The organism is Aerococcus sp. HMSC062A02, assembly GCF_001809535.1.
Lineage (GTDB): Bacteria > Bacillota > Bacilli > Lactobacillales > Aerococcaceae > Aerococcus.
In genome coordinates this window covers 134,711-156,539 of record NZ_KV797910.1, presented here as the reverse complement: position 1 = coordinate 156,539, position 21,829 = coordinate 134,711, and the positions used below count along the sequence as shown (strand labels likewise).

The window sequence follows — 21,829 nt, the reverse complement described above, 5'->3', positions numbered from 1 at the left end:
ATCTTCCTCCTCTTAAGACGCTGGCATAACGTCACTAGTGCCTTTAGTTGTTGTTAAATCAGTTAGAGCGCCATTACCATCTAAAGTAATGCTGTAAGTCATCCCATCATCGTAGGGAGCTTCTAGTGTGTAGTCAGTTACATAAGCTAAACCACCAAACATCCCTTTCTTACGTTTTCCATCAATCACTTTGATGCAAACAGGATCACCATTTTCGAAAGCAGTACCCAGTTGTTGGTGGGCCTTGTCAGATTGGACGTAAAGACCATCATTATCAATAGACCATTCCTTCATCCCAGCAATCTTAGACTTCCAACCACCTTTAGTATCTTTACTAGACACCTCGATTGAATCAGCGGTCCGGTTAATGGTTAAACCTTGCTGGCCAGCAATCGCCAATAAAGCAGCGCCTGTTGCATCAAATACAGCGAGCAAGATATCTTTACCAGCAATAGCTTTAGTCGCGGTACTATCAAAATCACAATACAAGTTATTATCAAATGCATTCTCTGCCATTTAGTTCCCTCTTTTCTTAAATTTTAGTTTTAAACCCATAGGAAATACGAATTTCATAATCAATGATGCCATGCCACTCATTGGTTTCATCCAAGTTAAAGCGATAGACACCATTCTGACGCTGGTCTAAAATGTCGACCCCTGGAATCTGCAACTCAATTGTCATGGCTTCTTCCAGTGCTTGGACCATGTCATAGACCTGTTCCTTGCTTCCGCTCGGTTCAGCAATAGCATGCAGAGAAATCACAACCGTTTCTCTAAACATCGTCTTAGTTGATGTATCTCTTTTCTCTAGAATCTCAACATAATAAAAGGGCGATTGCTCATTCAACTGAATGTCATCAATCACCCGGTAATCTGTATGCTTTTCAATCGTTTCTTTGAGTGCTCGATAGAGGTCAATGAAACTTAATTTTTTAATCATTGCGACACCTATTTCTTCATAGCCTTAGCAAGTCCTTCAAGAATATCCCGACGATAAATCGGCCGCTGCTTTAATTGGTTATTGTAAAGGTACCTTTGACCGCGAACATACCCTCCGGACCTTGTTCGATGGCCAAATTCCACATGAGGGGCATAGCTAGCTGTATACCCAAATTCTCGCCTCCAGGAAGTACTAGAAGCACTGGCCCTAGACAATCGTTTACGTCGTGAATTCCGTAATTGTCCTTTATCAATCGGTGTCCCTGGTTTTCTAGCCGCTCGGTTAAAAATCTGTGTGATATTTTTATCAGCTATTTTTAGATAGTCTACCCGACTTAACCCTTGAAAAGCTTTTTCAAGAATAGACAAATCGGTTGGATCAAACTCTACTTCAAAATCCATCAGGTTCGCCACCTTTCAACATAAAGAACAACCCAACGACCGACTTGAGTCACATTCTTAATTTTTAGTTTATCCGTCTTACTATCTATAGCAATATAATCAGCTTGATTAGCAAGGTCGAACCTAAAATCGGTCAGTACTTTTTGAGTGGATTCTGTGAGCTTTCGGTCAAGTAAATTCATCTCTTGGACCGTCCAATTCGCTAGCCTGGCTTTACCTTCAACCAACTTAACTGGTGTATAAATCGTGTTTCCCATTCGGTCTTTTTCTCCGGAATCGACATTCAGATACAAAGTGGAAGGATAAAGTCTCATATGAACTTAATACCCCCTCCTCTAACCTTAGCTTCTTCTGGGATAAGTGTTTGCCGAAAAAGGTCAATATCTTCCAAATAAGGCTTCAATAAGTCTTGAATAAACTTCATTGAATAAACATCAACCTTTTCATTATCGACCCCTTCATGGTGTAGCTCAGCTTTATTAGACATAGCAATCACGACTTCAACCACAATGCTATCTAAAGCGGTTGGAAAGTTTGTTGGACTATAAGGCGCTAACCTTAAATTAATCCGGTCCTGGACAATTTGAATAAAATCCTCAAGTAATTCATCCGGAACATCCGAACCAATTCTAAGCCGAATACGTTCTAGGATTGTCCGCTTAACTTCTGACATGACGATCACCTAGTCTTGAACTGCTTCAATAGCTACAATTAGCTCAGCCTTTTTCATTGAGCTGAAATCATCAATACCAAGAGCTTTTGCTTTTTCTTTTAATTCATCTACTTTGAGCTCACTTAAGTTAACCTTTGCTGAACTCTCTTCTACTTTGTCAGTTCCTGCTTCTTCAACAAAAGCTTGGTGATATTGGTTATTCGAATTCAACAAGGCAAGATGAAAGTCTTCATCTTTTACCTTGTCTCCAACTTCATAGTTAGTCGAAGTTTTTAAGCCGCGAAACGGCGTAATCACTTTGTAATTCATTCTTTAGCCTCCTTATTAAAAGGAGCCTTCACAAAAGCGAAGGCTCAGACTTACATAGTTGGTGCTAGAACATCAGCAATGTGGACTTGATCAGCTGCTTCAAAGGATGGTAAGGCCATTGCAACAGCTTTAGTGTAAGTGGCCACAGGATCCACAGCTTCATCGTATACCATAGCAATTACATTCCCCACCTTAGACAAATCTACTGCTGGGTTTTGCGCCAACCGAATTTCTTCAGGCGTTGGAGCGTAAACAGTATGACCAACGGCTGTGCCAGGCAGGAACACCATCTTGTTATCTGCAAAGTAGCGGTGAGTCGTTAACCGGCCTGCTGCGTCTTCAGCTCGATAAACGCGGTCTTCAGTTCCGATGACGGGAAGACCTTGGGAAGTGAAGAAGTTGTTCAGCTCATTTTGAGAGAGGCGGCGAGAGTTGTATTGGCCGAGAATTTCTTTTTGGAGCTTCTCATTTTTAGCCAATAAGGCAACTACCTTCCGTGAAGTTAGGATACGTTGTGGTTGATCACCTTCAGCAACCATCTTATCAACAATGGTAAAGATATCATCTAGGATATTCGCATTCGGATCGTCCCACTTCGTCGCAACATCTGTTTTCTGTTTGTCTTCAAGGCCATAGTTGATTTCATACTTCACATTATTCTCATTCAAAACGATCTTACCTGTAGCCAAAGCTTCATAGCGCATCCGTTCAATACGAACATTAACAGCGTTCACCATGGCATCAATATCGTTGTAGATCTTATCAATTACCGCTTTATAAGCATTAGAATCTTGCCGCAAGCTATGAAGTTGTAAAATGAGTTCTTCATCAACTCCAATTTTACGTTTAATCATGGCCACCTTACCAGCAACTTCCTTCAATCCTTGACGGCTACCAATCTCAGATTCAGTATTCAAGGAGTGGACACTTGCTGATACAGGAGCGCCGTTACGCCCTGTAATGTACTTGAAGTCCATTGATTCCTGACGTTGAGCAGGGAATAAAGCTTCGCCAGCTTGTGTTGGATAAGAACGGGTCGTTGTATAATCCAGCACACGTTGTGTCGTTAAGATATCAGTTACTAATGACATAAATTATTCCTCCTTTTAGTAGAACTTAATTTCGGCTAACTGCGCCTTGGCTTCTGCGCTTGGTTTCTCTGGTAAACGCTCTTCTAGAATGTAACCCTCTACAATAATAGAAGCTTCTTGTGCACCATTTGAAACGTCAACATCCTTATAAACAATCCCCTTAGCAGTCGCATCATTTGCTGGGAAGATAGTACCTGCTTTAACCGTTTTCTTGTCTTTGGCCATTTCTTGAGTCACTGTATTTGTAAACGCCTGGAAATGAGCACTCTTCAAGAAATTAGGTGTATTATCATACGTTTTTGGTTGTCCAATATAAGCCATTTAATAGCCCTCCTTCATTAATCCCAATTCGATTTGACTTTTTGAGCCTTGTCACGATCATTCCGAGCCTCTGCAGCTGTTACGCCCTCGCTCTTAGAAGGGTTAGCTGCAGGAGCAATAATGGGTGAATCACCACGTAAGGCTCGTTTAACTTCAGCCTCTAAAGCTTCTTTATATAATTGAGTGAAGCTTTCAATGTTTTTCTTGGTTACTTCAGCATCGTCATCATTTACTAGTGCCTCAATGATTCCGCCAGGTAATTGGGTTTCTAGTAATTCAGCTTGCTCCTCAGCAACCTTGATCATATTCTGATGGTTCTCTTTTGCTTCATACTCAGCAATTTGCTCTTCCAAAGTTTTTACCTTGTCAGCGTTATTCATCGCCTGATACTTTTCAGATTCTTTCGCCTTTTCATATTTCTGACGCTCGCGTTCTAAGCGGTCAGTAATCATAGCATCTAATTCTTCTTGAGTAAAAAGCTTTTCTGTAGTCTCTCCTTGAGTCTCAGCTTCTTTATTGTCAACATTTTCTTCAACTGAATTAATTTCTTGTTCTTCAACTTCAGGTTCATGACCTTCTGCTGCAAAAAACTGTAGGTCCATTGGTAAAATCGAATTCTTTTTCATTACACTAACTCCTTTTTTATAGTCTTTGTTGACTGTATTCCTTGCACCTTTTAACGCCATGAGCATGTTTTGGGCGAAATAAAAAGCCGTATTGCTACGACTTCGCACGATCCTCTCACAATTATCTAGAGATAGAAATACCTTTGTATCAACATTTTTCGAGTTATTTATAGAGATAGTCTCGAGATAGACTCACGATTAGCTAAATATTCTTAGTAAACTTCCCACACTTTTTACAAGTCGCAAAGCTTTCACGACCGATACCATATTCTCGCCAATGCCAGTCATGAATGCATAGAAAATTTTGCCTAATCCATTTAAAAATTTTATATATTTGATACATTCTTCCTTCAGCCCTTTGCTAGTCAAGATACATACTGGATCACACTGCCTTTCTAGGTCACCTGATAGCAATAAATAGGCATTGCCTCACCTCCTAAAATTAGGCATAAGAAAAGCACCTAACCTTTTTATTGGTTGATGCTTTTAAAAACCTGGTACCATTTCTTTAATATCTTTTAATGTTCGTTTAGCTTTTGCTATCAGATTATTATCGAATAAATACTCAATTCCTTTTGGCGTAATCACCGTATCATCTAAATTGATAAATGTTTGCCCTAATTTACTATCTATCGGACGTAACCCAGAGATGAATCCTTGATGGTACATACTCGAGAGAATATATGAAAAATAACTATCGACAACGCCGAAGTACGCTGAAGTAAGTTTCTCTTCTTCTATGGCTTTCCCTTTTTTCAAAGAATCATAAAGGTATTTCAATATCTGATAAACAATAACAAAATAGTCGTCTTTTGCCATTGACATCTCACCTCTATTCGCGCCGCTTTTATCAACGTATTGGTTCTAGATCTTTTGCAAAAGATCTTAATTCTCTATCGGCTTTTCGGACTTCTTCTGGAGCGTCTTCTTTCAGTTTATATGAATACCCTTCAGAATCAAGCTCGAACAATAAAATCATGTAAGGCTCTATAACGTCGTAAAGCTCGTCAGCTCTTTTATGCAGATCCATTTTATCGTTCCCCTTCCTCTAGATATTCTAATAAGTCCTCGTTAGATAGTATGCATTTTACGAAAACTTCAGCATAAACCTCGTAATATTTACCGTATACAAAACTTGTAGAAGCGTATTTGCTTACGTCTTTATTCAAATTATACTTGTTCTTTGTCAGTTTCTCAACTAGTCTTTTGGAATTCGCCATTTCTCTAGACAGTATCTCTTCATGCGTAAAATCAGGATTGTTAGCCTTAATCTGCTGATACTGATACCAATGCCCCAATTCATGAATAATCGTACTCAACGGATTACCATTCATAACTAACGTATTATCTTGTACATCTAACATGCCAGCATTTGAAGTGATATCCCCACGAACGAACAAAGTATTATCACCCGGCTTGTAAGAAGCAAGAACTCCTGTTGAGAACTCACTCTTATCGCCAATAATAATCTTGGGTTTCTCAAATTGACTGGCTATATCTCCGATAAGGTTATAGGCTTCAGAAAACTGATTATCGTAATATCGGATAGCCTTTTTCTTAGACTTCAAGCGGTCAGAAACATAGATATTTTGATTTTTAGTTCCTTTGACTCGTTTAACTTTCATGTCCTTATTATGTCTTGTAAAGGTCTGAGAGCTGCCGCTATAACTAATTCTAGAGTTTCGCCGGTCTTGGCTGATAAAACCATTCTTCTCTAGGATTTCATCCACTTCTTCTTGCGTCCAACCTGGTTCATTGGCCAAGGCTTCAATCTCTTCTTTAGTCCAGCCTTCCCATTCGTCAGGAATCACAATAGTGAAGGTACACCGACAATGGGGATGCATAGGTGGGAAGTTGAGACCAGGCATGCGGTCCTCAATTTTAAAAGGTTGATTCTCCAAGCCACCACAAATCGAACAGGCCTTAGAATCCTCAACAGAAACAAATTCATATTCACCGTAATCACTATCTTCAAAAGCCGACATCATTGCTTCATTCGCTGCAAAGGTTCCCTCTGTTCGAATCAAACGGTCAATTTCATACTTGCTTCGATCCTTGAACTTATCTTTGAGCCTCTTGCCTAGTTCCTCATATGTATCGCCACGAATAAAACCATCTGTGAATTCTCTATGGAGATATTGCATTAGCCTAGCTTTGTTTTGCCAGATACTGTCTGAGTAGTTTCCGCTTTGTGTCCAGTTACGGCTCACAAGCTTCTCAGCAGCTGCATCATCCATCATATTAAAAAGGCCACCCTGGAGTAACTGGCTAGTCTCTCCATAGATGCCCTGGACTTGATTCTTCAGATGATTCGTTAATTCTTTTTCTTCAATAGCTCCCATTTCGAGAAGTTTCAGTTGAACAGATAGATCCAATCCCTGGAGTCGGTTTAATTTATAAACACTCTCTCTAATTGGAACTAAGTGACTGTACTGAGGATACTTATTAGTAAATTCGGTCATATCTTCAAATAAGAGACGACGGTCACTATCATCTAATGACTGGAACAACTCAGCATACTCAATGACATTGTCTTTGCCATACTTCGTGTAATAGGCCTGAATCTCACGGCCCAATTCATTAGCTTGGCGGTCGTAAAAACGATAGAGGCGACGCTGGAGGCTTTTTTCAGACCGTTCTAGACGTTTCCAGAAGTCCTTAGACCGATCCTCCCAGTAGTCTGGATTAGGTAGGCTATGGCGTGATTTCATCACCCTCAGCCCCTTCTATTACATGCTGACCAGCATCTAATCCCATTTTCGAATAAATATCCATAGATATAGAAGTTTGATCCTTAAGTTTTTGCAGTTCTTCTTTTGGATTATCAATAAAGGATAGACGCGTTAGCAAGGTTTCATCACTCACGATTCCCTTAAGCAGCTTTACAACTTGAGCTTCGGATTCTGTGTCCTGAGGAATGTTCCGGAAGAACTTAAATTCGATCTTCATCCAATCATCTTTATTACCAACCATAGGAATCTTATACAGTAAACGATAGCGTTCCTGCATGGATCTTTTAAATTTCCGTTCTTTCATGAGGACCATATTCGACATTTGTTGGAAGCGCCACTCCTTAGCCTTCCCTGTTTCAGCCCCTACGCGATCTGCGTTAGGGTTGACAACATTGGCTAGTTGGAAAATCTTATCTTCTAAGCGATCAAGCAAATGCTCTTGGGTAACATCAGCGTTAGGTTTTTCCAAGAATTTAGCGTCTGCATATTGCGAATCAGGACCATAAGCGTTAATAATTCGGTTTAGTCGCAAGATTGATCCGGACAGCGTCTCCGGCAACTCAAAGCCTTTGATGAATAGGTAAGCGTCAGCGAAATAATCCACATCATTAGCCTTTTCTGACAAGGCCTTATTGTAAGCATTAATACCAGTCAGCACAGGCTCAAATAGACCAATACGCTCTTCATTCTGCACCCATTCAATCATAGGAACTTCACCAAAGGGATTAACTCTAGGGTTAGGAACTTCGCGAGTTGACTCTCCTAAGACCAGTTCCCCACTATCATTTTTCTCGTACCAACAAATCAGTTCAGAAGTTGATACCGTGACCACCTCTTGATCACCGACGATATGGACAGAAAACATTTTTTCGCTATCTGCTGTATTGTCGTAAACAATAAACGATTCTTTAGGGCTCAGCCGAACCACTCTTACTTGAGAATCTCTGTCTAAATACATTAATTCATTAGCTGTTCCATAGATACTGGCCATCTTTGCCAGTTCGGAATCTTCATCCTCGATATTGTTCAACTTATCGAAGTTGTCTACAGTTTCTGCTACGCGTGTATTCTGACTGATTTTTTGTACCGGCTTGCCAATAAAATAGCCGTCAGCCATATTGACTAAGTAACGGCCATGAGGAGCAACAATTCGATTATCCGGTTTGCCTTGATCCTTTTTCGGCGCATACAAAATAGGAGCGTTGGCTTGATACTCATTTTCTAGTGCGTCATATTGTTGAATGACTGCTTGATGTTGCAATAAATATTTTTTGACCAAATCTAGGTTCACTTCATCATTTTTTGAACAAGTGAATTTCTTGCTTAGTTTCTTATCTTTAGTTTCAGTCACCTACAACCCTCCTTTAAAGAATTTTACTTTTGCTCCGCCGTTTAGGATCTGTTCCGCAACACCCGTTAAAGCATCCGGAGCATCGTCATGCTTGTTCCGTCCTTCTTTTTGGAAGGAGTTTAAAGCTTCATATAACTTTGGCCACTTGTGACGCCAGTTCTCCGGGAAATAGATATGTTCCATTACCCATGGCGAATTAGACAGAATTCGAGCAATCTTATTGTTAGTTTGAGTAAATAAATTAAAGCTTGTGCGATTAGTTCGATATTCATTCTTCATAATTCGTTCAACGGCTCGGCCGAAGCCCCGACCACCATTATTGGACTCAATCGCTGCTTTGTTGACTTTATGTTCGTACAACTTTTTAGCTAACAGAGGTTCTGTTACTTCCATCGGCTCTTGCGTATAAATGACATCCAGAATATAGGCTTCATCGTCCTTCGTTCTAGCATAGATAAAGGTCGATAAGTAGTCCGAACCGGTATCAGCCGTATCTGTGTACGAATCAATCGAAACGATATTACTTGGCAAATCAATATACTCTTTAAAGCTCGAATACAGCTTACCCTTGATATCAATTGGCTCCTGCTGATAGTTGGCTGAAGCAATTTCTGGAGACATGACTGCTTGACGTTGCTGGAACTCTTTGGCGCTCAGAACATCCTCACAAAGCATGGTGCCATCTTCTTGCATGGCCTTCATGTTAATATGTTGGACCTTATAGTTCAGGTCAGGGAAATCTTTTAAAATGCGACCAGCTAAATCATTAGAATGCCAGCGCGTCATAATGATGATTATCTTTCCGCCAGATTCTAATCGAGAAAGCATAGTATCAACAAACCAGTGATACTGCTTCTTTAATTCTGTTGCATTCATGGCTTGCTCAGCACTCTTGATCAAGTCATCGACAATGATTAAGCTGGCACCGAACCCTGTCGCTGTACCACTTGGAGAAGTGGCCAAGTAACTGGTTGATTGCCCTTCTAAGCTCCACAGATTCATCGCAGCATCGCCATATTTGATCTGTGTCTCAGGGAAAATATCATGATAGACCGTAATGTCATCTTGGGCCTTAACCTCTTGTATGGCATTTCTGACCTGCTTAGAGAAGGCTGTTGATAGGGTTTCGTTATAAGACCCTGTCATGATTTTCTCTCTTGGATTAATTCCAAATATCCATAAAGCAAAGTTCACTGCTGTAAAGCTCTTACCATGGCGAGGTTAAGGAGGGATGTTAATAATCAGAATGTCATCCTCGCTCTTTTGGTAAAACTCCTGTAGCTTGTTACAAAGCGTTACTAAGTAGTTTCGTTCAGGTTTATAGAAGTCGCCATGTAATAAACGACAAAAAGAAAAGAACTCACGTCGAGCGAGTTCTTCCCTGGCACCTTGCCGAATCAATTCTGATTTATCCATCCCTACCATCACCTCTTCTAGTCATCTTTGGCTAACTGCTTCAACTCTTCAATCGATAACTCCGCATAAGGATTCTTATTTTCAACTTCAACACCACCACTGATTTGGGTTTCTTTCCGATCTCGCCACTCTTCAGGCTTGCGGTTCTTCAGCCAGAAAATTTGAGCCGTTGTATTCGGGGGCACTTCTTTTTCAGTGACCTTGACCGTCTGTGTTCCATCCGGGTTTGTCGTAATTGTCCGCTCTGTCGTTGTATAGCCGACTGCTGATTTCAATAAGGCACTCTCAACTTGACGGTCAACAACCTCTTTGCCCTTTTTAAGGGCGGAAGAAATAGAAGAAAACCTCTTCTTCCACGTCGAAAAGGTTCGTTCAGACACATCACAATTATAAGCAATTTGTTTATCAGTGAGACCATCGCGAGCCCAACCTTCAATTTTAATTAAGCCTTCTTCGGTAATCCAATCATCGTACTTTGCCATAGCCTCACTCCTTTTCATAAATCAAAAAGGCTCCTTAGTTTATCGATAAGAAGCCTTTGTTTGTTTATTTATCATCAAATAATTCTGGTATAGTCATCAATAAAATCACAGATCCTAAGTCACTTAAGCCCTTATTCTCAATAGTAGTAAGAACAAAAACTACTAATAAAATGAGTACTTTCAAGTTCCTCAAAGCATCTAAAAGTTTCTCGTCACTCTTACCTGTAAACAACTTTAAACCGTAAACTATAATATAAAGCAGTATCGCGAGACTAACCATATAATTGGAAAAATTCCAATTAGTTGCGAACATAAGACTAAATACAACTGCAATTACAGAAATACTAAGAAATGCAATTAATATATATTTTTTCACATTATACTTTGAAATCATTATTTACTTTCTCCTTTTTTATTTTATAAAACAAATTATACTATTTTAAAAGCCGCCTCACAAGGGGGGGATGAGGCGGCGATGCATTAATAAGAAAGGAGGTTCAACAAGGATACTGTAGACCTATCCCCTTCGGCCTACTTCCTTCACTACCATAATACTCTACTTTTCCTCCGCGTTATCTCCGGACTTTCTCCTGACTTCCTTTGTGTTTTCTTTACGTTTCCTCCGCGTTTCCTCCATTTTTCAAAACAACAAGACTACCTTTTTCATAAGCATTTGCGAACTTCAATTTAGCTATTTCTAACTTTTTATAATAGGTGGATTCGCTCATGCCAATGCGGTTATAAATCGAAACATCTTTCTCCTCTTTGAGATACTTTCGAATAATTATTTGTCTTGAATCCCAATCCAGAATATCAATAGCCTTATGAATGTGATTTAGAATCTGCTGATAACCTATACCGTTAATCAATTTATTCTCGTTCGTATTTTCTACAGTAGACCCACTCGGAATATCAGAGAAGCTCGCCACCATTTTTTGCTGAGAAACACCAGCAAGCAGGCAACACCTATCATAGTTCGATAGCAATTCTGTGACATTTTTCAATGTTTTTTCTTTGTCAATTTCCGGAAATAACACAGGCAAGCCTCCCTTAAAATACAACTTACTTATAAAGTTTCAATAATCTTCTCCAATTTATGTGGTTGGAAGCCATAAAACGGCTCATAGCCTTCCGCTACAACAACAGGCACCGCCTGGAAGCCCATCTGTTGGAGCTCCTCAGTGAGTGTAGGGTCAGCGTCTACATTCTTTAACGAATATTCGATCCCGTGTTCATCTAGCCATTTCTTTGTAAAGCGACACTGCATGCAGTGATCTTTTGTATAGACCGTAATCATGATAAATCCTCCTCTTTAACAAAAGTTCCATTAATCATCTCTCCTTTACGGTCCTTAATCTCTTGATATGCAAAATTAAGGCACTCCGCAAGGTCATGATCAATTACACCATGATATCTTAGTTGTTGATTGAGGATAACGAGGGTGACAAATACATCACCGAACGAGTCTACAATTACTTCTGGTTTATTTTTAGCCATTCCTTGTGCCAGCTCTCCAACCTCTTCAATTACTTTTAGAAACTGAGCCTTATAATCTGATTCATTTAATCCTCTCTGGTTCGACCACTCTTCAACATCACTAATTAATTTATCCATTTGAATTTCTTCCTCCTGTTTCAACGGATTAGGAATTTTTTCTATTTCTTCAACAATGTAAGCGTTTCTTTCACTCTGATTAACTATAATTGATATAGCATCATAAATGACTAGGTCTACTCCATCTTTTTCATCTTCACTAAAAATACGATCTGAAATAGGTTCCCCATATGCGTATGAAAACTCGTCCCAAAAACAATTATCTAGCCAATCAAAAAGCTTCCGACCTAAGTCTTCGGGGACTTCTGGAACTCTCGTTATTCCAACAGAATACGTTTCGACTTCATAAGGATTAAAATCGTAAATGCCTTCAATTTCTCCTAATTCACAGCCGAAAATATCGCTTCCATCATTGTGATTTATCAAAGCTTTATTCGCTTCATGAATCGCCTCCTCCTTAGTATCGAACATTTTCCCGGGCCAGGTTTCTTGATCGCATATATTTACCATGTATTTGTTACTACATCTCATCGTCACTCATCCTCTCAATTTTCTTACCGCAATAAAGGCAATAATTAAACTCTTCTATAGACTTGGTACTATCGTCTATCCACACCTCGCCGCAATCAGTGGCGTACATAGAGGCCCAACTAAGACGGCGAGCACTTTTTGACCACTCACAATATTCTTCCTCTAGTAAATCGTCTACTGTGGTGCCTGCTAGGTCAGCAATTGCTTTAAGGCGCTTATTGTTCGGTAAAGATATGCCGTTTTCCCACCTAGATATGATCCCAGGCTTAACGGGTGGATTTCCGAGAATTTCCCCAAGCTGTTGCTGCGTCCAACCCTTGGACTCTCTGACACTTTTTATCTTCTGTCCTAGTTCTCTGCCCATTTACTTTCCCCTCCATCAATAAACTCTCCAAAATACCGCTCCTCCCCATCGATTCTAACCATCCAGATCTGCAAGTACCTCACCCGGTCTGCATCGTCATCCAGGGTCTGTACTGCTACCTTTCGAGGCGTACTTTCAATTTGCGGAGGTGTTTCTGGCTTTAAAGCATTGTAGACAGTACTTCCAATCAGCCACCAAAAGAGAACGACTGCCAGTACAAGCCAACCGCCCATCGTTAGCTTAAAAAATCTCTCGATTAGTCTTTTCATCTACATCACCCCTTCTTCCCTAAATCTTTTTATGCGCTGCGCAATTGTCCCGATAGAGAAACCTAGTGCACTTGCAATTTCTATATAAGGTAGCCCTTTATTTTCCATTTCAATTAAGCGCTCAGTGTCCCCATCGCTCCATTCTTTTCGTTTCTTTCTTTTTTCACGAATTCGAGGTCGTTTCCACATACGTCCTTCTTTACGTAGTTGCTCCAGCTGTGACTTAGTTCCATAGTAAGTTCGTCCTAGAATTTCACTAATTTCTTTGAGAGATTCCCCTTTTTCATACAGTGCTACTAGAGTATCTTTTTCTTGGTCTGTCCATCCTTTATTTGATAAAGATTGCCCTTCAACATTTGGTTTCCAAGTATATCCGTCGTCTGGAATTGGAGTATCATCGTTTAGTTGACGCAGTATCTCTTCGATTGGCTCATCGCTAGGCTCTCCGGAGACGCGTTCTTGGTAGTCCATGTAGTACTCCTTGAGCTTACCAACGATACTCTCTTTATCACTCCCCTGATAAGCATCTTGTTCAATCAGCATGACGATCCGAGATGAACGATTCACCCGGTCTGCTGCAGCTGGGATAGTCAGCTGGCACTGTCTGCGTAGGTCTTTTAGCTTGGCGCCCGGACTTTTGGCATTTTGTTTATCCTGCCAATCAGGGGCCGAGATTTTATAGATGAGTTCTAAATTCTTATTACTTTCGACTAGCCAAGTATATTTAAGCTCTTTAATCACTGTTCCCCTAACTGTGTAGCCATTAGGTGACAAGCCTTCGATCTGTTCTCCAATCATAAATTATCATCCCTTAGAGCTTTTAGATACTCACTCGTGAACATATACGGATATGGTTTAGAAGGCTTAGGGCTCGCTGCTACTGGTTCTGATTGTTGATTATCTAACCAGTTCACAGTCATCGCAGCATAATTAGCTAAATCAATCAACGTATCACGGATAGACTCATCCTTTACTTGCTGGTCTGTGTGAATTAAATTTTCAAAGCGATTCAGCTTATCACCTAGACGTACAGCACTAGCTACTAGTCCATGCTTATCCAAGCTCTGGTCGAAGCTATTACCATAGTCATTATTCTTTTCCTCGTACAAAGCAATCATTTCATCAAGTACGTGGTCCATAATATCTCCTCCGTTTCATCTTGCATCCCTAGAACGGCAAATCATCATCTTTTATCTGAATTTCTTCTGTTGGCCGGAAATTTGATTGTTGGGGTTGACTCGTCCACCCTGTAGCTGTAGATCTGTTAGGTGCTTGATAACCCCCAGTTGATTGGCCAGTCCCCATCCGACGCTTCTCCGTCACTTCTTTTGGTTCCAGCAAGCTAAAGTTGCTAACTAATACCTCCGTTACATAGACGCGCTGACCCTGGTCATTTTCATAGTTTCTGGTCTGGATGGACCCTTCAACGCCAATCAGCGATCCCTTTGCTGTGTACTTCTCAAGGCTTTCTGCTGCGCCTCGCCAAATGACACAGGAGATAAAGTCAGTTTCCTTCTCTCCGTCTGCATTACGGAAACTCCGCTCACAGGCTAAAAGAAAGTTGGCCACAGCCACACCACTTTGGGTATAGCGAAGGCTAACGCCTTTGGTGAGCCTTCCAACCAAAACAACGTTGTTAATCATAGACAATTCCTTTCACAATTTACCCGGATGCCTACTGGGTAGAGGGGCTAAGTTTGACAGTAATGAGCACGATAGAATTTTGAGAGTTTAGCCCCTCTCCAGTAGGCATCCGGTAATTTACTTAGCGATTTTCAAAATCGGCTTTACGCTGCCACTCCATGCGGTAGCAATCTTCACAAACGATATAGGCTAAGCCGACTTCTGTATGAACTTCTCTTGAGCAATAGCCCAGGCCGTACACCATCGGCTCTCCACATTGAGCACAGGTTACTATGCGGTCCATATCCTCTTCGTAGAGACTGCAATTCTCTCCCGGAAGCTCATAGGGTTCATATTTTTGCTTTTCGACAACCCACTTCTGCGCCATCATGAATCAACCTCCCTTAACTTGTTGATAAGCTCTAATTCTTGCGTTGATAGTTCAATTTCCTGAAGTCTTAAGGCAATGCCAACTACTGGAGAGTAGACCTTCACAACATGCAATCTGCAGACCTGGCTATCATCGGCAAAAAGAATGCCATTTCCAGCGTCTAAGACTGCTTTGACATAGTTATCCAAATCAGGTCTTGAAATCGGCCAGAGATCCAAATTCAAAGCCTCAGCGGTCTTTTTCTTGGTGAAGCTCTTCAAGAACGGCCGACCAATCACCAGGGTGACTGACAAAGGCCCCTCCATGGGTTCTTTAACTGCTCGCCTAAAGTACAGTTTCAGCTTAGCTTCATAGGCCCTGGTTTTCTTAGGGGTGTAGGCATGGCCAGCCTTCGTAAAGCGAGGCCGACCTTTAGGCACACACTCCCCAGGGATGACCAACTCAATCATCGATAGTCCCCCTGTCTCGGTTGGCAATCATCTCTTTCAGGCGCTTTGCCCCCTCTGTATCCGCCTGCTTTGGTTGCTCAGGTGTCTTCGACTGCCGCTCCTTCTTCTGGTTTTCTAGCCATTCTGGAGTGTCTTCTTCACGCTTCTGTCTGCCATATTTCTTGGACTTCTTGCGCTCAAAACTCTTATCAGCAGCTTCTGCCTCTTTTACAGTTGTCACCCCTTGTTTTTGCCAGTTCTTCAGGATTGTATTGGCATAGTTAATGGGCCGATCTACCTCAATCGCTTTGGTTAGAGCATGAATGACCAAGTCATCGCCATAGTTCTTAGCCATACTTTGGACCGTCTGCATAGCCAATGAATTTTGGAAAAAGCCAAAGTTGTCCTGGTAGAAATCCAGAGTTTTTTGACCCAATACCGGTGGCAAATCATCATCAACAACATCCACATCATCCGAGTTTTCGCCCGGATTTTTATTTTCAGGTGCACTAAAAGAACTAGTTTTTGATGTTGATGATATATTATTTAATTTACTTTGATCTCTTTTACTTTCTTTTCTTTTACTTTGTGGATTAATGTTGTCATTAACTCCACTTGAGTTAGGGTTATTGTCTACATCGAGTAAGCAATAACGACTCATATCGATATTTTTGCGCCGGCTGGTGGCTAAACGGTAGTTTTCTTGGATCCGTACTGAAGTGAGTACCTTAGCCGAGTTAAACAGGTTTTTATCAAAGGTTCCCCATTCAACTAAGCGGTTGACCACTTGTTCCAAAAATCCAATACTTGCTCCCTGGACGCGTTTCAAGAGCTGCATCTTTAGCAATTCATTCCATACAACGTAGTATCCTTCTTTGTATACCGCGCATAACAGTTTGATTACTAAGAGCTCACCCTTGGCTCCAAATTCACCAGCAATGGCTTCAATCTTTGCATTTTCAAATATATCGACATCTAGAGGAAAGTAATCAAGACCATCTTTCGTTGGCCTAGCCACTTATCTTCCTCCTTAATCAATGAGCTCATCACTATAGATAAACCCATCTAACACTTTTCGTTCACGACAATATTCACATTTACCACACATCTTAGGTTCAACTTGTCCGGTCTTAACGGCTTCAAAGTGCTTAACGCGTTCTTTAGTGTTGGTCAGCTCAAAATCCTTTTTATAGTCATCAATCCGGATAGCTTCTACATCACAGGGATCTTGCTTCGATACGGCATAGATGAAGCCTTCAAATGGCTTGCCATACTCCTGCTCTAGCAGGTACTCATAGATAGCAATCTGCCGGACATAGCCAAACGCTTCAACAAAGCTTACCCAGCCCATATACCGTTTGTCCCAGTATCTACGGCTGAAATCAGCATTCGTCTTCAAATCAATAAAGATACCATCTTCTACGTTGAGTAGGTCAATCTTACCTTTCCACTGGACACCGCCAAACTCACCAATGACCGGGACTTCTTTGTCACCCTGCCAAAGTAAGTCAAAGAGGGGTTCTCGTTTGACACGTTCAATCATCCGGTCAGCCACCTTGAAGGGGCTGAGTAAGCCCCCATGTGGCATGGTATGGTCCCCGTAGAGCTCAATGAGTTCATCTTTCTTAGCAGACTTCTTATAAGAAATATTGAGGTCGTCCAACCCCTCTTTCAGCTCTGCTACCGTTGCTGGTTTAAACATCGCCTCGTTGTTGGCGTTTTTGAAGGCTGCATGAGCTTCCGGAGACTCGAAGTAGGAATGGACGTAGTTACCAACTAAGAGCGCTGTAGGGTCACTAGTCGGCTGCCAGTCCTCTTTTAGCTTAGCCAGGGCTGCTGCTTCACACTCCAGGAAGTCTTTATACTGAGAAGCGGACATGTACTTCCAGCTCGACTCGTTTGAGTAGTAATAGCTATCATCGTTGAGCTTTTGTAATTCTTCTTGCTTACTCATAGAAATCACCAATATTCTTGCCAAACAGATCTACTTGCTTCTCTTCCGGAGCATCCTCTACTTGCTCTTTGGCAAAGGCTTCTGATTGCGCTTTGAGCTCTGCTAATTCATCCTCTGTAAGTTCTCCGGAGGATTCAGATTGATCAGGAGTTTCCGGTTCATCCGGAGAGTCTTCAAGAATCTCTGCTTCAATTACTTCATCCGGAACATCATTTTTAGGTTGTTCAACTGACTCTTTAGTTTTAGCTTGTTTTTTCTCTTTCAGCTTTTCGATCAGTTGATCCCCCTCTCGATCTGGAGCACTATCAGTGACATCTTGACGACGTTTCTTTTGATCGTATTCATTTTCAGTCGTGTCATTAATTGCATTCACAAGATAATCATTGTCTGTTGACGTATTTAGGATATTCTTAGCTGCACGATTAATAACTGTTCGCTTGGCCATTTCTTGGGGGAATTTTTGTTGGACATTTTTTGTCTTTCCCTGGGACCAGGAGGCATCAATTTCTTTCTTAGTCATTACTGTTAGCAGGCGCCCTCTCGATCTAGTATCCACAATGGCATAAGCTCCAACAATTTCACCATCACGATTTTGCCAATTCGTCTTATGTTTTACAAAGCGTTCAACACCTTTTTCATCAATTGTCATTTCAAACTCGTCATCTTCATAAATGACATTGGCCCATACATCGTCCACTTCGTCTAAACGCTTAATTGCTGTTTGTGTGCCGAAGTAGGAACGCTGCATCTGTAGCGTATTACCATATGGGATGAAGTAGACCTGTGTCTTCGCTGGGCTTAGGCCTTGAATCACCATGTTCAGCAAAGCTTTAGCCACTGATTGGGGCGTTACCTTATTGAGAACGCCGCTTTCTTCTAGTTGCAGGTAAGCAATGTTCAAGGCGTTAGCTGGTGAGTAATCGCTAGGAATCACTAATCCCTCTTTTTCCATTTCTCCTACACGATTAATAATGCCTGTCGTTAGTGTTTTCTGAGACGCTTGTTGTACTTCATTTGCCATTATTCTGCCTCCTCATATAAATCCATTGCTGTTAATAATTGGCCATTAGCAACAGCTTCAGCCATCAAATCGACTGCTGCACCCTCATCCGTTTTATAGATGTAGATGAGATAGTCACTCAGCTCAGTAACATCAACATACTCACCAGGGAAGTAGCACATGTAATCCTTCCCATCATCCAGGTAAATCGTATTACCCTTCCAATCTTGACCAACAGGGATATGCTTTAATTCTCTAGGCTCTGCAGGCCTTCCCCATCTATCGTGTAATTGTGATTCATAAATACTCATGGTATAATCTCCTTGAAAGCTTTTTTATTTCTGTCGACTAGTTGCCGCTAGTCGGCTTTTATTTTGTCAACCTTTAAAAATCTATTTAATATCATATTCAGTCTATTCAAATACTCTTTGGTTACCTCCTCCATTTCTAACTCCCAATCTGAATCGTAATCAGAAAATCCATGGGTGGTAACGAACTCTTTTATTAAAGCAATTTTTCCGTTTATAGTTTGGTTAATTATTTCATTTTGCTTAATAAAGTAATGAAGTAATAAATTTTCAATCTCACGATCTGTATTAGGGACCGGAATATCACCATCAGTAGCCTTTGCCAGCTCTATAAAGAATTCTTTAATTTCGTGAAAATCTATTGGAGACTCATCACTACAAGATAAAGCAATGATTCGATTTACATCACAAGAGATATGCATAAACTCTCGATCAATTTCTACATCAAAACTTCCATCCTCTTTGCTAATAAAAACAGGCTTATTTAAATATTCAATAACTTGCTTTTGAAATGATTCTTTAGTCATCATCGCATACACAAATATTTTTCGAATCCTTGTTTCTGATAGTTCACTCTTTCTTTCGGAGTTAATTATCTTCAACTGGGCAGCCAATTCATTAATATTCATTTTTACGAAAAAATGATCACGCCACGGTTTGGAGGGACGTACCACAAAAGGAGGAATTTCCCACTTGGGCCCCGGTACATGATCACTAGAGTGAGCGCAATCAAACCCTATATACCAGGTTGTGCCACCTTTTAAGAATCCTGTATAAGTAACCCCTCCGTGAACTTCTAAGCTTTGTATATCTAGATCATCACAGTCGCCTAACCATAGTGGATGCCCCTTCTCTATACCTATATAACCACATAGCGTGTTTTGATCATTAATTCGGATAACACAAGGATATCCAAAAGTCGTAAATTCCATCTCATCTCCATGTTCATATCTAAACCCTTCCCACGGTGTCATCATATCTCTTCATCATCCTTTTCTCCTGAAACATCAAATTTAACTCATAATAGAGTCTGCCATAATGCGACTTTACGTCCTGCAGGTACTGCGGATCTTTTGACTTAATGGCTCTATCGATGGACTTATTAAGCCATTCCTGTTGAAACTTAATCTTGTCCATTAGCTTCACACGTCAATCGATCAATGTAGTACCATCCAGTAAGAAAAATGTTGATTGTTGTTTTTATAAAGAATTTCATACTAGTTATCCTTTCCAAATCTTTTAGAAAGTTAAATTACTATTTGACTTTCCCGAGCTGTAACCCATCTTTAGTAAATTTCATATTCTTCACAAGAGAATTCTTTTTCTTCTCATGCACTACCCAGCACGCTACCCCAATAGCGGCTAGAGGTAGTGCTATTTTAATTGCTTTATTCATCCTTATTCCCTCCAGTGCTCCCCAGTCTGCACCTCAAAGATGCTCACAAACCACGCTGGCAGCTTCCCATACGTCTCCTTGTATAACTCCAGGAACAGTCCTGCTAAAGCCAGTACAGCAGCGGCTAGCATGCCTGTGATGAGAAATACACCTAGTACATCTAGTAAATCCATAGTTAAACCTCCCCTCCTGCATACATTCTCTCTTGAAAATACTTAATATTAACCTTTCCTCTGACGGTCAAGTAACCCTTCTTATCAAGCTCAGCATTAAGCTTTCGAATAATCTCATAGGCTTTACTTTCCCCAATACCTAAGATCTTTTGAACTTCTTCAACGCCATAGTTAATGGGCTCTATAGTTGGATTAGCCATATGATCACCTCCTTATTGAATTATGGTTAATAATCCTCAGATTCTCATCCCTCCTCCTTGTTAAGTTTTTTGTTCCTCTACTCTAAAAGCGTCTCTCAATTAATTGATATCGATTCCTAAACAGTCCGCTAATTTAAAACCTGTATCTAAAGAAGGATTGCATATATTTCCATTCATATATTCATAAATATTTTGGTTTGGTATGCCAGCCTTAATAGCCACTTGTCGTGCGGTCATTCCACTTTCCTTAATTAGTCGTTTAAATTTATTCATGTTTCCTCCTTCCTACCCAATGGAAAGCTCCCATTTTATATTGCATTTTCTGTTATAATTAACACGTATGTCATTTTTTAAACAGATTGACATAACTATGGTGAAGGGAGGTGTCCCAATGCCTAAACGTATTCCTGAACAAAATTTTGCTTTAGCGGCTCTGTCTAGCTCAAACATTGATGGAACGCCAGAAGAAATCGCTAATAAATCGTTAGAAATTTATCTATCAGCTTACGAAAAAGCTGAAAAATTTAATGAGGTACTTAATGAGCATAATGACAACGATAATTCGGTAGATTACAATACGCTTGTTAAATTTTTTAAATAGCCCTTAATCGTCAATATGGCTATGAATATATAAGAAGATTTGGCAGGCTATTGCTAAGTCTTCTTTTTTGATATTGTTCTCGACCATGAAAATCATTAACAACATGTAGTTTTTAATTGGCCTTAGCTCATCGTTTCGCTCTAGCAAATCGTTTAATCTCATTTATTCCCCTCCCTAATTTTTTTAATTAGACTTCAACGAAGAGTTAAAAGCTCAATTACTGAATTAACGCTATCCTCTTGGCTGATACTTGCCCACTTTTTCAACACTATATTTTGATTTACTTGCTTTACGGCAATAACAGTTAGCTTGGCTGCTGCTAGTAAAGCAAGTATTTTTATTGCCTTGATCATTAGATTTTCCTCCTGGTTAAGCATGTAACTTCGGTTTTTCTGAAGTGTTTTCTAAAAAAAATTGACTTAGTTTAATATCCAATACATCAGCTAATTTTTGAACAGTATCATATGACGCTTTACCAAAATTTGTAACATCTTTTTCATAATTAGCAATTGTTCTTGCGGTCACCCCTACTCTAAATGCTAGTTCTTCTTGACTCATGCCGCGCAATTTACGCCATTGGGCTAATGTATATTTTTCCATCGAATCACCGCCTTTCTTGACTCTAAATCTATTATATACTTCGGTTTTTCTGAAGTCAACAGTTTGTTTCAGATTTTCTGAACTTTTATTCTGTT

The 21,829-nt window shown here is 40.4% G+C and carries 39 protein-coding genes; 1 reads left to right on the top strand and 38 read right to left on the bottom strand.

All coding sequences use genetic code 11. The annotated features are described in order from the left end of the window. Positions 1–12 precede the first annotated feature (12 nt). The 36 genes from HMPREF2626_RS01610 to HMPREF2626_RS09905 all read right to left on the bottom strand — a co-directional run bounded on the left by HMPREF2626_RS01610 (position 13) and on the right by HMPREF2626_RS09905 (position 20,806). Positions 13–516 (bottom strand): phage major tail protein, TP901-1 family, encoded by a 504-nt coding sequence (locus HMPREF2626_RS01610; protein WP_070616912.1) that lies wholly within the window; start codon positions 514–516, stop codon positions 13–15. 16 nt (positions 517–532) lie between these two features. Further along, the gene (locus HMPREF2626_RS01605; RefSeq protein ID WP_070616911.1) at positions 533–940 is read right to left on the bottom strand and encodes a DUF5072 family protein; all 408 of its coding nucleotides are present in this window, start codon (positions 938–940) and stop codon (positions 533–535) included. Between the two features lie 8 nt (positions 941–948). After that, on the bottom strand, positions 949–1,341 hold the full coding sequence (locus HMPREF2626_RS01600) for an HK97 gp10 family phage protein (protein ID WP_070616910.1): 393 nt from the start codon (positions 1,339–1,341) through the stop codon (positions 949–951). Further along, positions 1,341–1,655: a hypothetical protein gene (locus HMPREF2626_RS01595; protein WP_070616909.1), complete on the bottom strand. Its 315-nt coding sequence runs from the start codon at positions 1,653–1,655 to the stop codon at positions 1,341–1,343. Before HMPREF2626_RS01595 ends, HMPREF2626_RS01600 begins: the two co-directional genes overlap by 1 nt. Further along, on the bottom strand, positions 1,652–2,014 hold the full coding sequence (locus HMPREF2626_RS01590) for a phage head-tail connector protein (protein ID WP_070616908.1): 363 nt from the start codon (positions 2,012–2,014) through the stop codon (positions 1,652–1,654). Before HMPREF2626_RS01590 ends, HMPREF2626_RS01595 begins: the two co-directional genes overlap by 4 nt. Positions 2,015–2,023: 9 nt before the next feature. Beyond that, on the bottom strand, positions 2,024–2,323 hold the full coding sequence (locus tag HMPREF2626_RS01585; RefSeq protein ID WP_070616907.1) for a Rho termination factor N-terminal domain-containing protein: 300 nt from the start codon (positions 2,321–2,323) through the stop codon (positions 2,024–2,026). 50 nt (positions 2,324–2,373) lie between these two features. Further along, positions 2,374–3,414 carry a major capsid protein gene (locus HMPREF2626_RS01580; protein ID WP_070616906.1) on the bottom strand — a complete coding sequence of 347 codons (1,041 nt, stop codon included), beginning with the start codon at positions 3,412–3,414 and terminating at the stop codon, positions 2,374–2,376. A gap of 15 nt (positions 3,415–3,429) precedes the next feature. Next, positions 3,430–3,735 carry a hypothetical protein gene (locus HMPREF2626_RS01575; RefSeq protein WP_070616905.1) on the bottom strand — a complete coding sequence of 102 codons (306 nt, stop codon included), beginning with the start codon at positions 3,733–3,735 and terminating at the stop codon, positions 3,430–3,432. Between the two features lie 17 nt (positions 3,736–3,752). Continuing rightward, the gene (locus HMPREF2626_RS01570; RefSeq protein ID WP_070616904.1) at positions 3,753–4,361 is read right to left on the bottom strand and encodes a capsid assembly scaffolding protein Gp46 family protein; all 609 of its coding nucleotides are present in this window, start codon (positions 4,359–4,361) and stop codon (positions 3,753–3,755) included. 486 nt (positions 4,362–4,847) lie between these two features. Next, on the bottom strand, positions 4,848–5,180 hold the full coding sequence (locus tag HMPREF2626_RS01560; RefSeq protein ID WP_070616902.1) for a YjcQ family protein: 333 nt from the start codon (positions 5,178–5,180) through the stop codon (positions 4,848–4,850). Between the two features lie 31 nt (positions 5,181–5,211). Further along, positions 5,212–5,391 carry a hypothetical protein gene (locus HMPREF2626_RS01555; protein ID WP_070616901.1) on the bottom strand — a complete coding sequence of 60 codons (180 nt, stop codon included), beginning with the start codon at positions 5,389–5,391 and terminating at the stop codon, positions 5,212–5,214. A 1-nt stretch (position 5,392) separates the two neighbouring features. Continuing rightward, complete coding sequence (locus HMPREF2626_RS01550; protein ID WP_070616900.1) at positions 5,393–7,072, bottom strand: minor capsid protein; 1,680 nt, start codon at positions 7,070–7,072, stop codon at positions 5,393–5,395. Next, on the bottom strand, positions 7,056–8,444 hold the full coding sequence (locus tag HMPREF2626_RS01545) for a phage portal protein (protein WP_070616899.1): 1,389 nt from the start codon (positions 8,442–8,444) through the stop codon (positions 7,056–7,058). The genes HMPREF2626_RS01550 and HMPREF2626_RS01545 overlap by 17 nt, the downstream gene beginning before the upstream one ends. Further along, complete coding sequence (gene terL, locus HMPREF2626_RS01540) at positions 8,445–9,638, bottom strand: phage terminase large subunit (RefSeq protein ID WP_371440385.1); 1,194 nt, start codon at positions 9,636–9,638, stop codon at positions 8,445–8,447. A gap of 27 nt (positions 9,639–9,665) precedes the next feature. Next, positions 9,666–9,860, bottom strand: a complete 195-nt coding sequence (locus HMPREF2626_RS10250) for a hypothetical protein (RefSeq protein WP_070616897.1) — start codon at positions 9,858–9,860, stop codon at positions 9,666–9,668. Positions 9,861–9,877: 17 nt separating this feature from the next. Next, on the bottom strand, positions 9,878–10,342 hold the full coding sequence (locus tag HMPREF2626_RS01530) for a transposase (protein WP_070616896.1): 465 nt from the start codon (positions 10,340–10,342) through the stop codon (positions 9,878–9,880). Between the two features lie 64 nt (positions 10,343–10,406). Further along, positions 10,407–10,736, bottom strand: a complete 330-nt coding sequence (locus HMPREF2626_RS01525; protein ID WP_070616895.1) for a hypothetical protein — start codon at positions 10,734–10,736, stop codon at positions 10,407–10,409. Positions 10,737–10,953: 217 nt separating this feature from the next. Continuing rightward, positions 10,954–11,379: an ArpU family phage packaging/lysis transcriptional regulator gene (locus HMPREF2626_RS01520; RefSeq protein ID WP_168162688.1), complete on the bottom strand. Its 426-nt coding sequence runs from the start codon at positions 11,377–11,379 to the stop codon at positions 10,954–10,956. Positions 11,380–11,408: 29 nt separating this feature from the next. Then, positions 11,409–11,639, bottom strand: coding sequence for a glutaredoxin-like protein NrdH (gene nrdH, locus HMPREF2626_RS01515; protein WP_070616894.1), 231 nt, complete (start codon positions 11,637–11,639; stop codon positions 11,409–11,411). After that, the gene (locus tag HMPREF2626_RS10395; protein WP_371440384.1) at positions 11,636–12,427 is read right to left on the bottom strand and encodes a MazG-like family protein; all 792 of its coding nucleotides are present in this window, start codon (positions 12,425–12,427) and stop codon (positions 11,636–11,638) included. Before HMPREF2626_RS10395 ends, nrdH begins: the two co-directional genes overlap by 4 nt. Next, on the bottom strand, positions 12,417–12,791 hold the full coding sequence (locus HMPREF2626_RS01505; RefSeq protein ID WP_070616893.1) for a helix-turn-helix domain-containing protein: 375 nt from the start codon (positions 12,789–12,791) through the stop codon (positions 12,417–12,419). Before HMPREF2626_RS01505 ends, HMPREF2626_RS10395 begins: the two co-directional genes overlap by 11 nt. Further along, positions 12,776–13,060 (bottom strand): hypothetical protein, encoded by a 285-nt coding sequence (locus tag HMPREF2626_RS01500; RefSeq protein WP_070616892.1) that lies wholly within the window; start codon positions 13,058–13,060, stop codon positions 12,776–12,778. The genes HMPREF2626_RS01505 and HMPREF2626_RS01500 overlap by 16 nt, the downstream gene beginning before the upstream one ends. After that, positions 13,061–13,858, bottom strand: coding sequence for a winged helix-turn-helix domain-containing protein (locus HMPREF2626_RS01495; protein ID WP_070616891.1), 798 nt, complete (start codon positions 13,856–13,858; stop codon positions 13,061–13,063). Further along, positions 13,855–14,199 carry a nucleotide modification associated domain-containing protein gene (locus HMPREF2626_RS01490; RefSeq protein ID WP_070616890.1) on the bottom strand — a complete coding sequence of 115 codons (345 nt, stop codon included), beginning with the start codon at positions 14,197–14,199 and terminating at the stop codon, positions 13,855–13,857. Before HMPREF2626_RS01490 ends, HMPREF2626_RS01495 begins: the two co-directional genes overlap by 4 nt. A gap of 28 nt (positions 14,200–14,227) precedes the next feature. After that, positions 14,228–14,704 (bottom strand): single-stranded DNA-binding protein, encoded by a 477-nt coding sequence (ssb, locus tag HMPREF2626_RS01485; RefSeq protein ID WP_070616889.1) that lies wholly within the window; start codon positions 14,702–14,704, stop codon positions 14,228–14,230. A gap of 121 nt (positions 14,705–14,825) precedes the next feature. Continuing rightward, positions 14,826–15,074 (bottom strand): hypothetical protein, encoded by a 249-nt coding sequence (locus HMPREF2626_RS01480; RefSeq protein WP_070616888.1) that lies wholly within the window; start codon positions 15,072–15,074, stop codon positions 14,826–14,828. Then, positions 15,071–15,523 (bottom strand): RusA family crossover junction endodeoxyribonuclease, encoded by a 453-nt coding sequence (locus HMPREF2626_RS01475; protein ID WP_070616886.1) that lies wholly within the window; start codon positions 15,521–15,523, stop codon positions 15,071–15,073. Before HMPREF2626_RS01475 ends, HMPREF2626_RS01480 begins: the two co-directional genes overlap by 4 nt. Further along, positions 15,516–16,520 (bottom strand): Lin1244/Lin1753 domain-containing protein, encoded by a 1,005-nt coding sequence (locus HMPREF2626_RS10075; RefSeq protein ID WP_070616884.1) that lies wholly within the window; start codon positions 16,518–16,520, stop codon positions 15,516–15,518. Before HMPREF2626_RS10075 ends, HMPREF2626_RS01475 begins: the two co-directional genes overlap by 8 nt. A 12-nt stretch (positions 16,521–16,532) precedes the next feature. Beyond that, positions 16,533–17,456 (bottom strand): PD-(D/E)XK nuclease-like domain-containing protein, encoded by a 924-nt coding sequence (locus tag HMPREF2626_RS01465; protein WP_070616882.1) that lies wholly within the window; start codon positions 17,454–17,456, stop codon positions 16,533–16,535. Then, on the bottom strand, positions 17,449–18,477 hold the full coding sequence (locus tag HMPREF2626_RS01460; protein WP_070616880.1) for a recombinase RecT: 1,029 nt from the start codon (positions 18,475–18,477) through the stop codon (positions 17,449–17,451). The genes HMPREF2626_RS01465 and HMPREF2626_RS01460 overlap by 8 nt, the downstream gene beginning before the upstream one ends. Continuing rightward, positions 18,477–18,767 (bottom strand): hypothetical protein, encoded by a 291-nt coding sequence (locus tag HMPREF2626_RS01455; protein ID WP_070616879.1) that lies wholly within the window; start codon positions 18,765–18,767, stop codon positions 18,477–18,479. The genes HMPREF2626_RS01460 and HMPREF2626_RS01455 overlap by 1 nt, the downstream gene beginning before the upstream one ends. Before the next feature lie 47 nt (positions 18,768–18,814). Then, complete coding sequence (locus HMPREF2626_RS01450) at positions 18,815–19,741, bottom strand: hypothetical protein (protein WP_070616877.1); 927 nt, start codon at positions 19,739–19,741, stop codon at positions 18,815–18,817. 278 nt (positions 19,742–20,019) lie between these two features. Then, positions 20,020–20,160: a hypothetical protein gene (locus HMPREF2626_RS10070; protein WP_168162687.1), complete on the bottom strand. Its 141-nt coding sequence runs from the start codon at positions 20,158–20,160 to the stop codon at positions 20,020–20,022. A 2-nt stretch (positions 20,161–20,162) separates the two neighbouring features. Then, a complete protein-coding gene (locus HMPREF2626_RS10065; protein ID WP_168162686.1) occupies positions 20,163–20,333 on the bottom strand; it encodes a hypothetical protein in 171 nt (56 codons plus the stop codon). Between the two features lie 2 nt (positions 20,334–20,335). Beyond that, positions 20,336–20,533, bottom strand: coding sequence for a hypothetical protein (locus tag HMPREF2626_RS01440; protein ID WP_070616873.1), 198 nt, complete (start codon positions 20,531–20,533; stop codon positions 20,336–20,338). Positions 20,534–20,632: 99 nt separating this feature from the next. Further along, on the bottom strand, positions 20,633–20,806 hold the full coding sequence (locus tag HMPREF2626_RS09905; RefSeq protein WP_083294285.1) for a helix-turn-helix domain-containing protein: 174 nt from the start codon (positions 20,804–20,806) through the stop codon (positions 20,633–20,635). Between the two features lie 118 nt (positions 20,807–20,924). On the opposite strand from HMPREF2626_RS09905, the gene HMPREF2626_RS01435 reads away from it, so the two are divergent. Continuing rightward, on the top strand, positions 20,925–21,134 hold the full coding sequence (locus tag HMPREF2626_RS01435) for a hypothetical protein (RefSeq protein WP_070616871.1): 210 nt from the start codon (positions 20,925–20,927) through the stop codon (positions 21,132–21,134). A 194-nt stretch (positions 21,135–21,328) separates the two neighbouring features. On the opposite strand, the gene HMPREF2626_RS10060 is transcribed toward HMPREF2626_RS01435, so the two are convergent. Then, positions 21,329–21,487: a hypothetical protein gene (locus HMPREF2626_RS10060; RefSeq protein ID WP_168162685.1), complete on the bottom strand. Its 159-nt coding sequence runs from the start codon at positions 21,485–21,487 to the stop codon at positions 21,329–21,331. Positions 21,488–21,503: 16 nt separating this feature from the next. Then, a complete protein-coding gene (locus HMPREF2626_RS01430; protein ID WP_070616869.1) occupies positions 21,504–21,734 on the bottom strand; it encodes a helix-turn-helix domain-containing protein in 231 nt (76 codons plus the stop codon). Between the last annotated feature and the right edge of the window lie 95 nt (positions 21,735–21,829).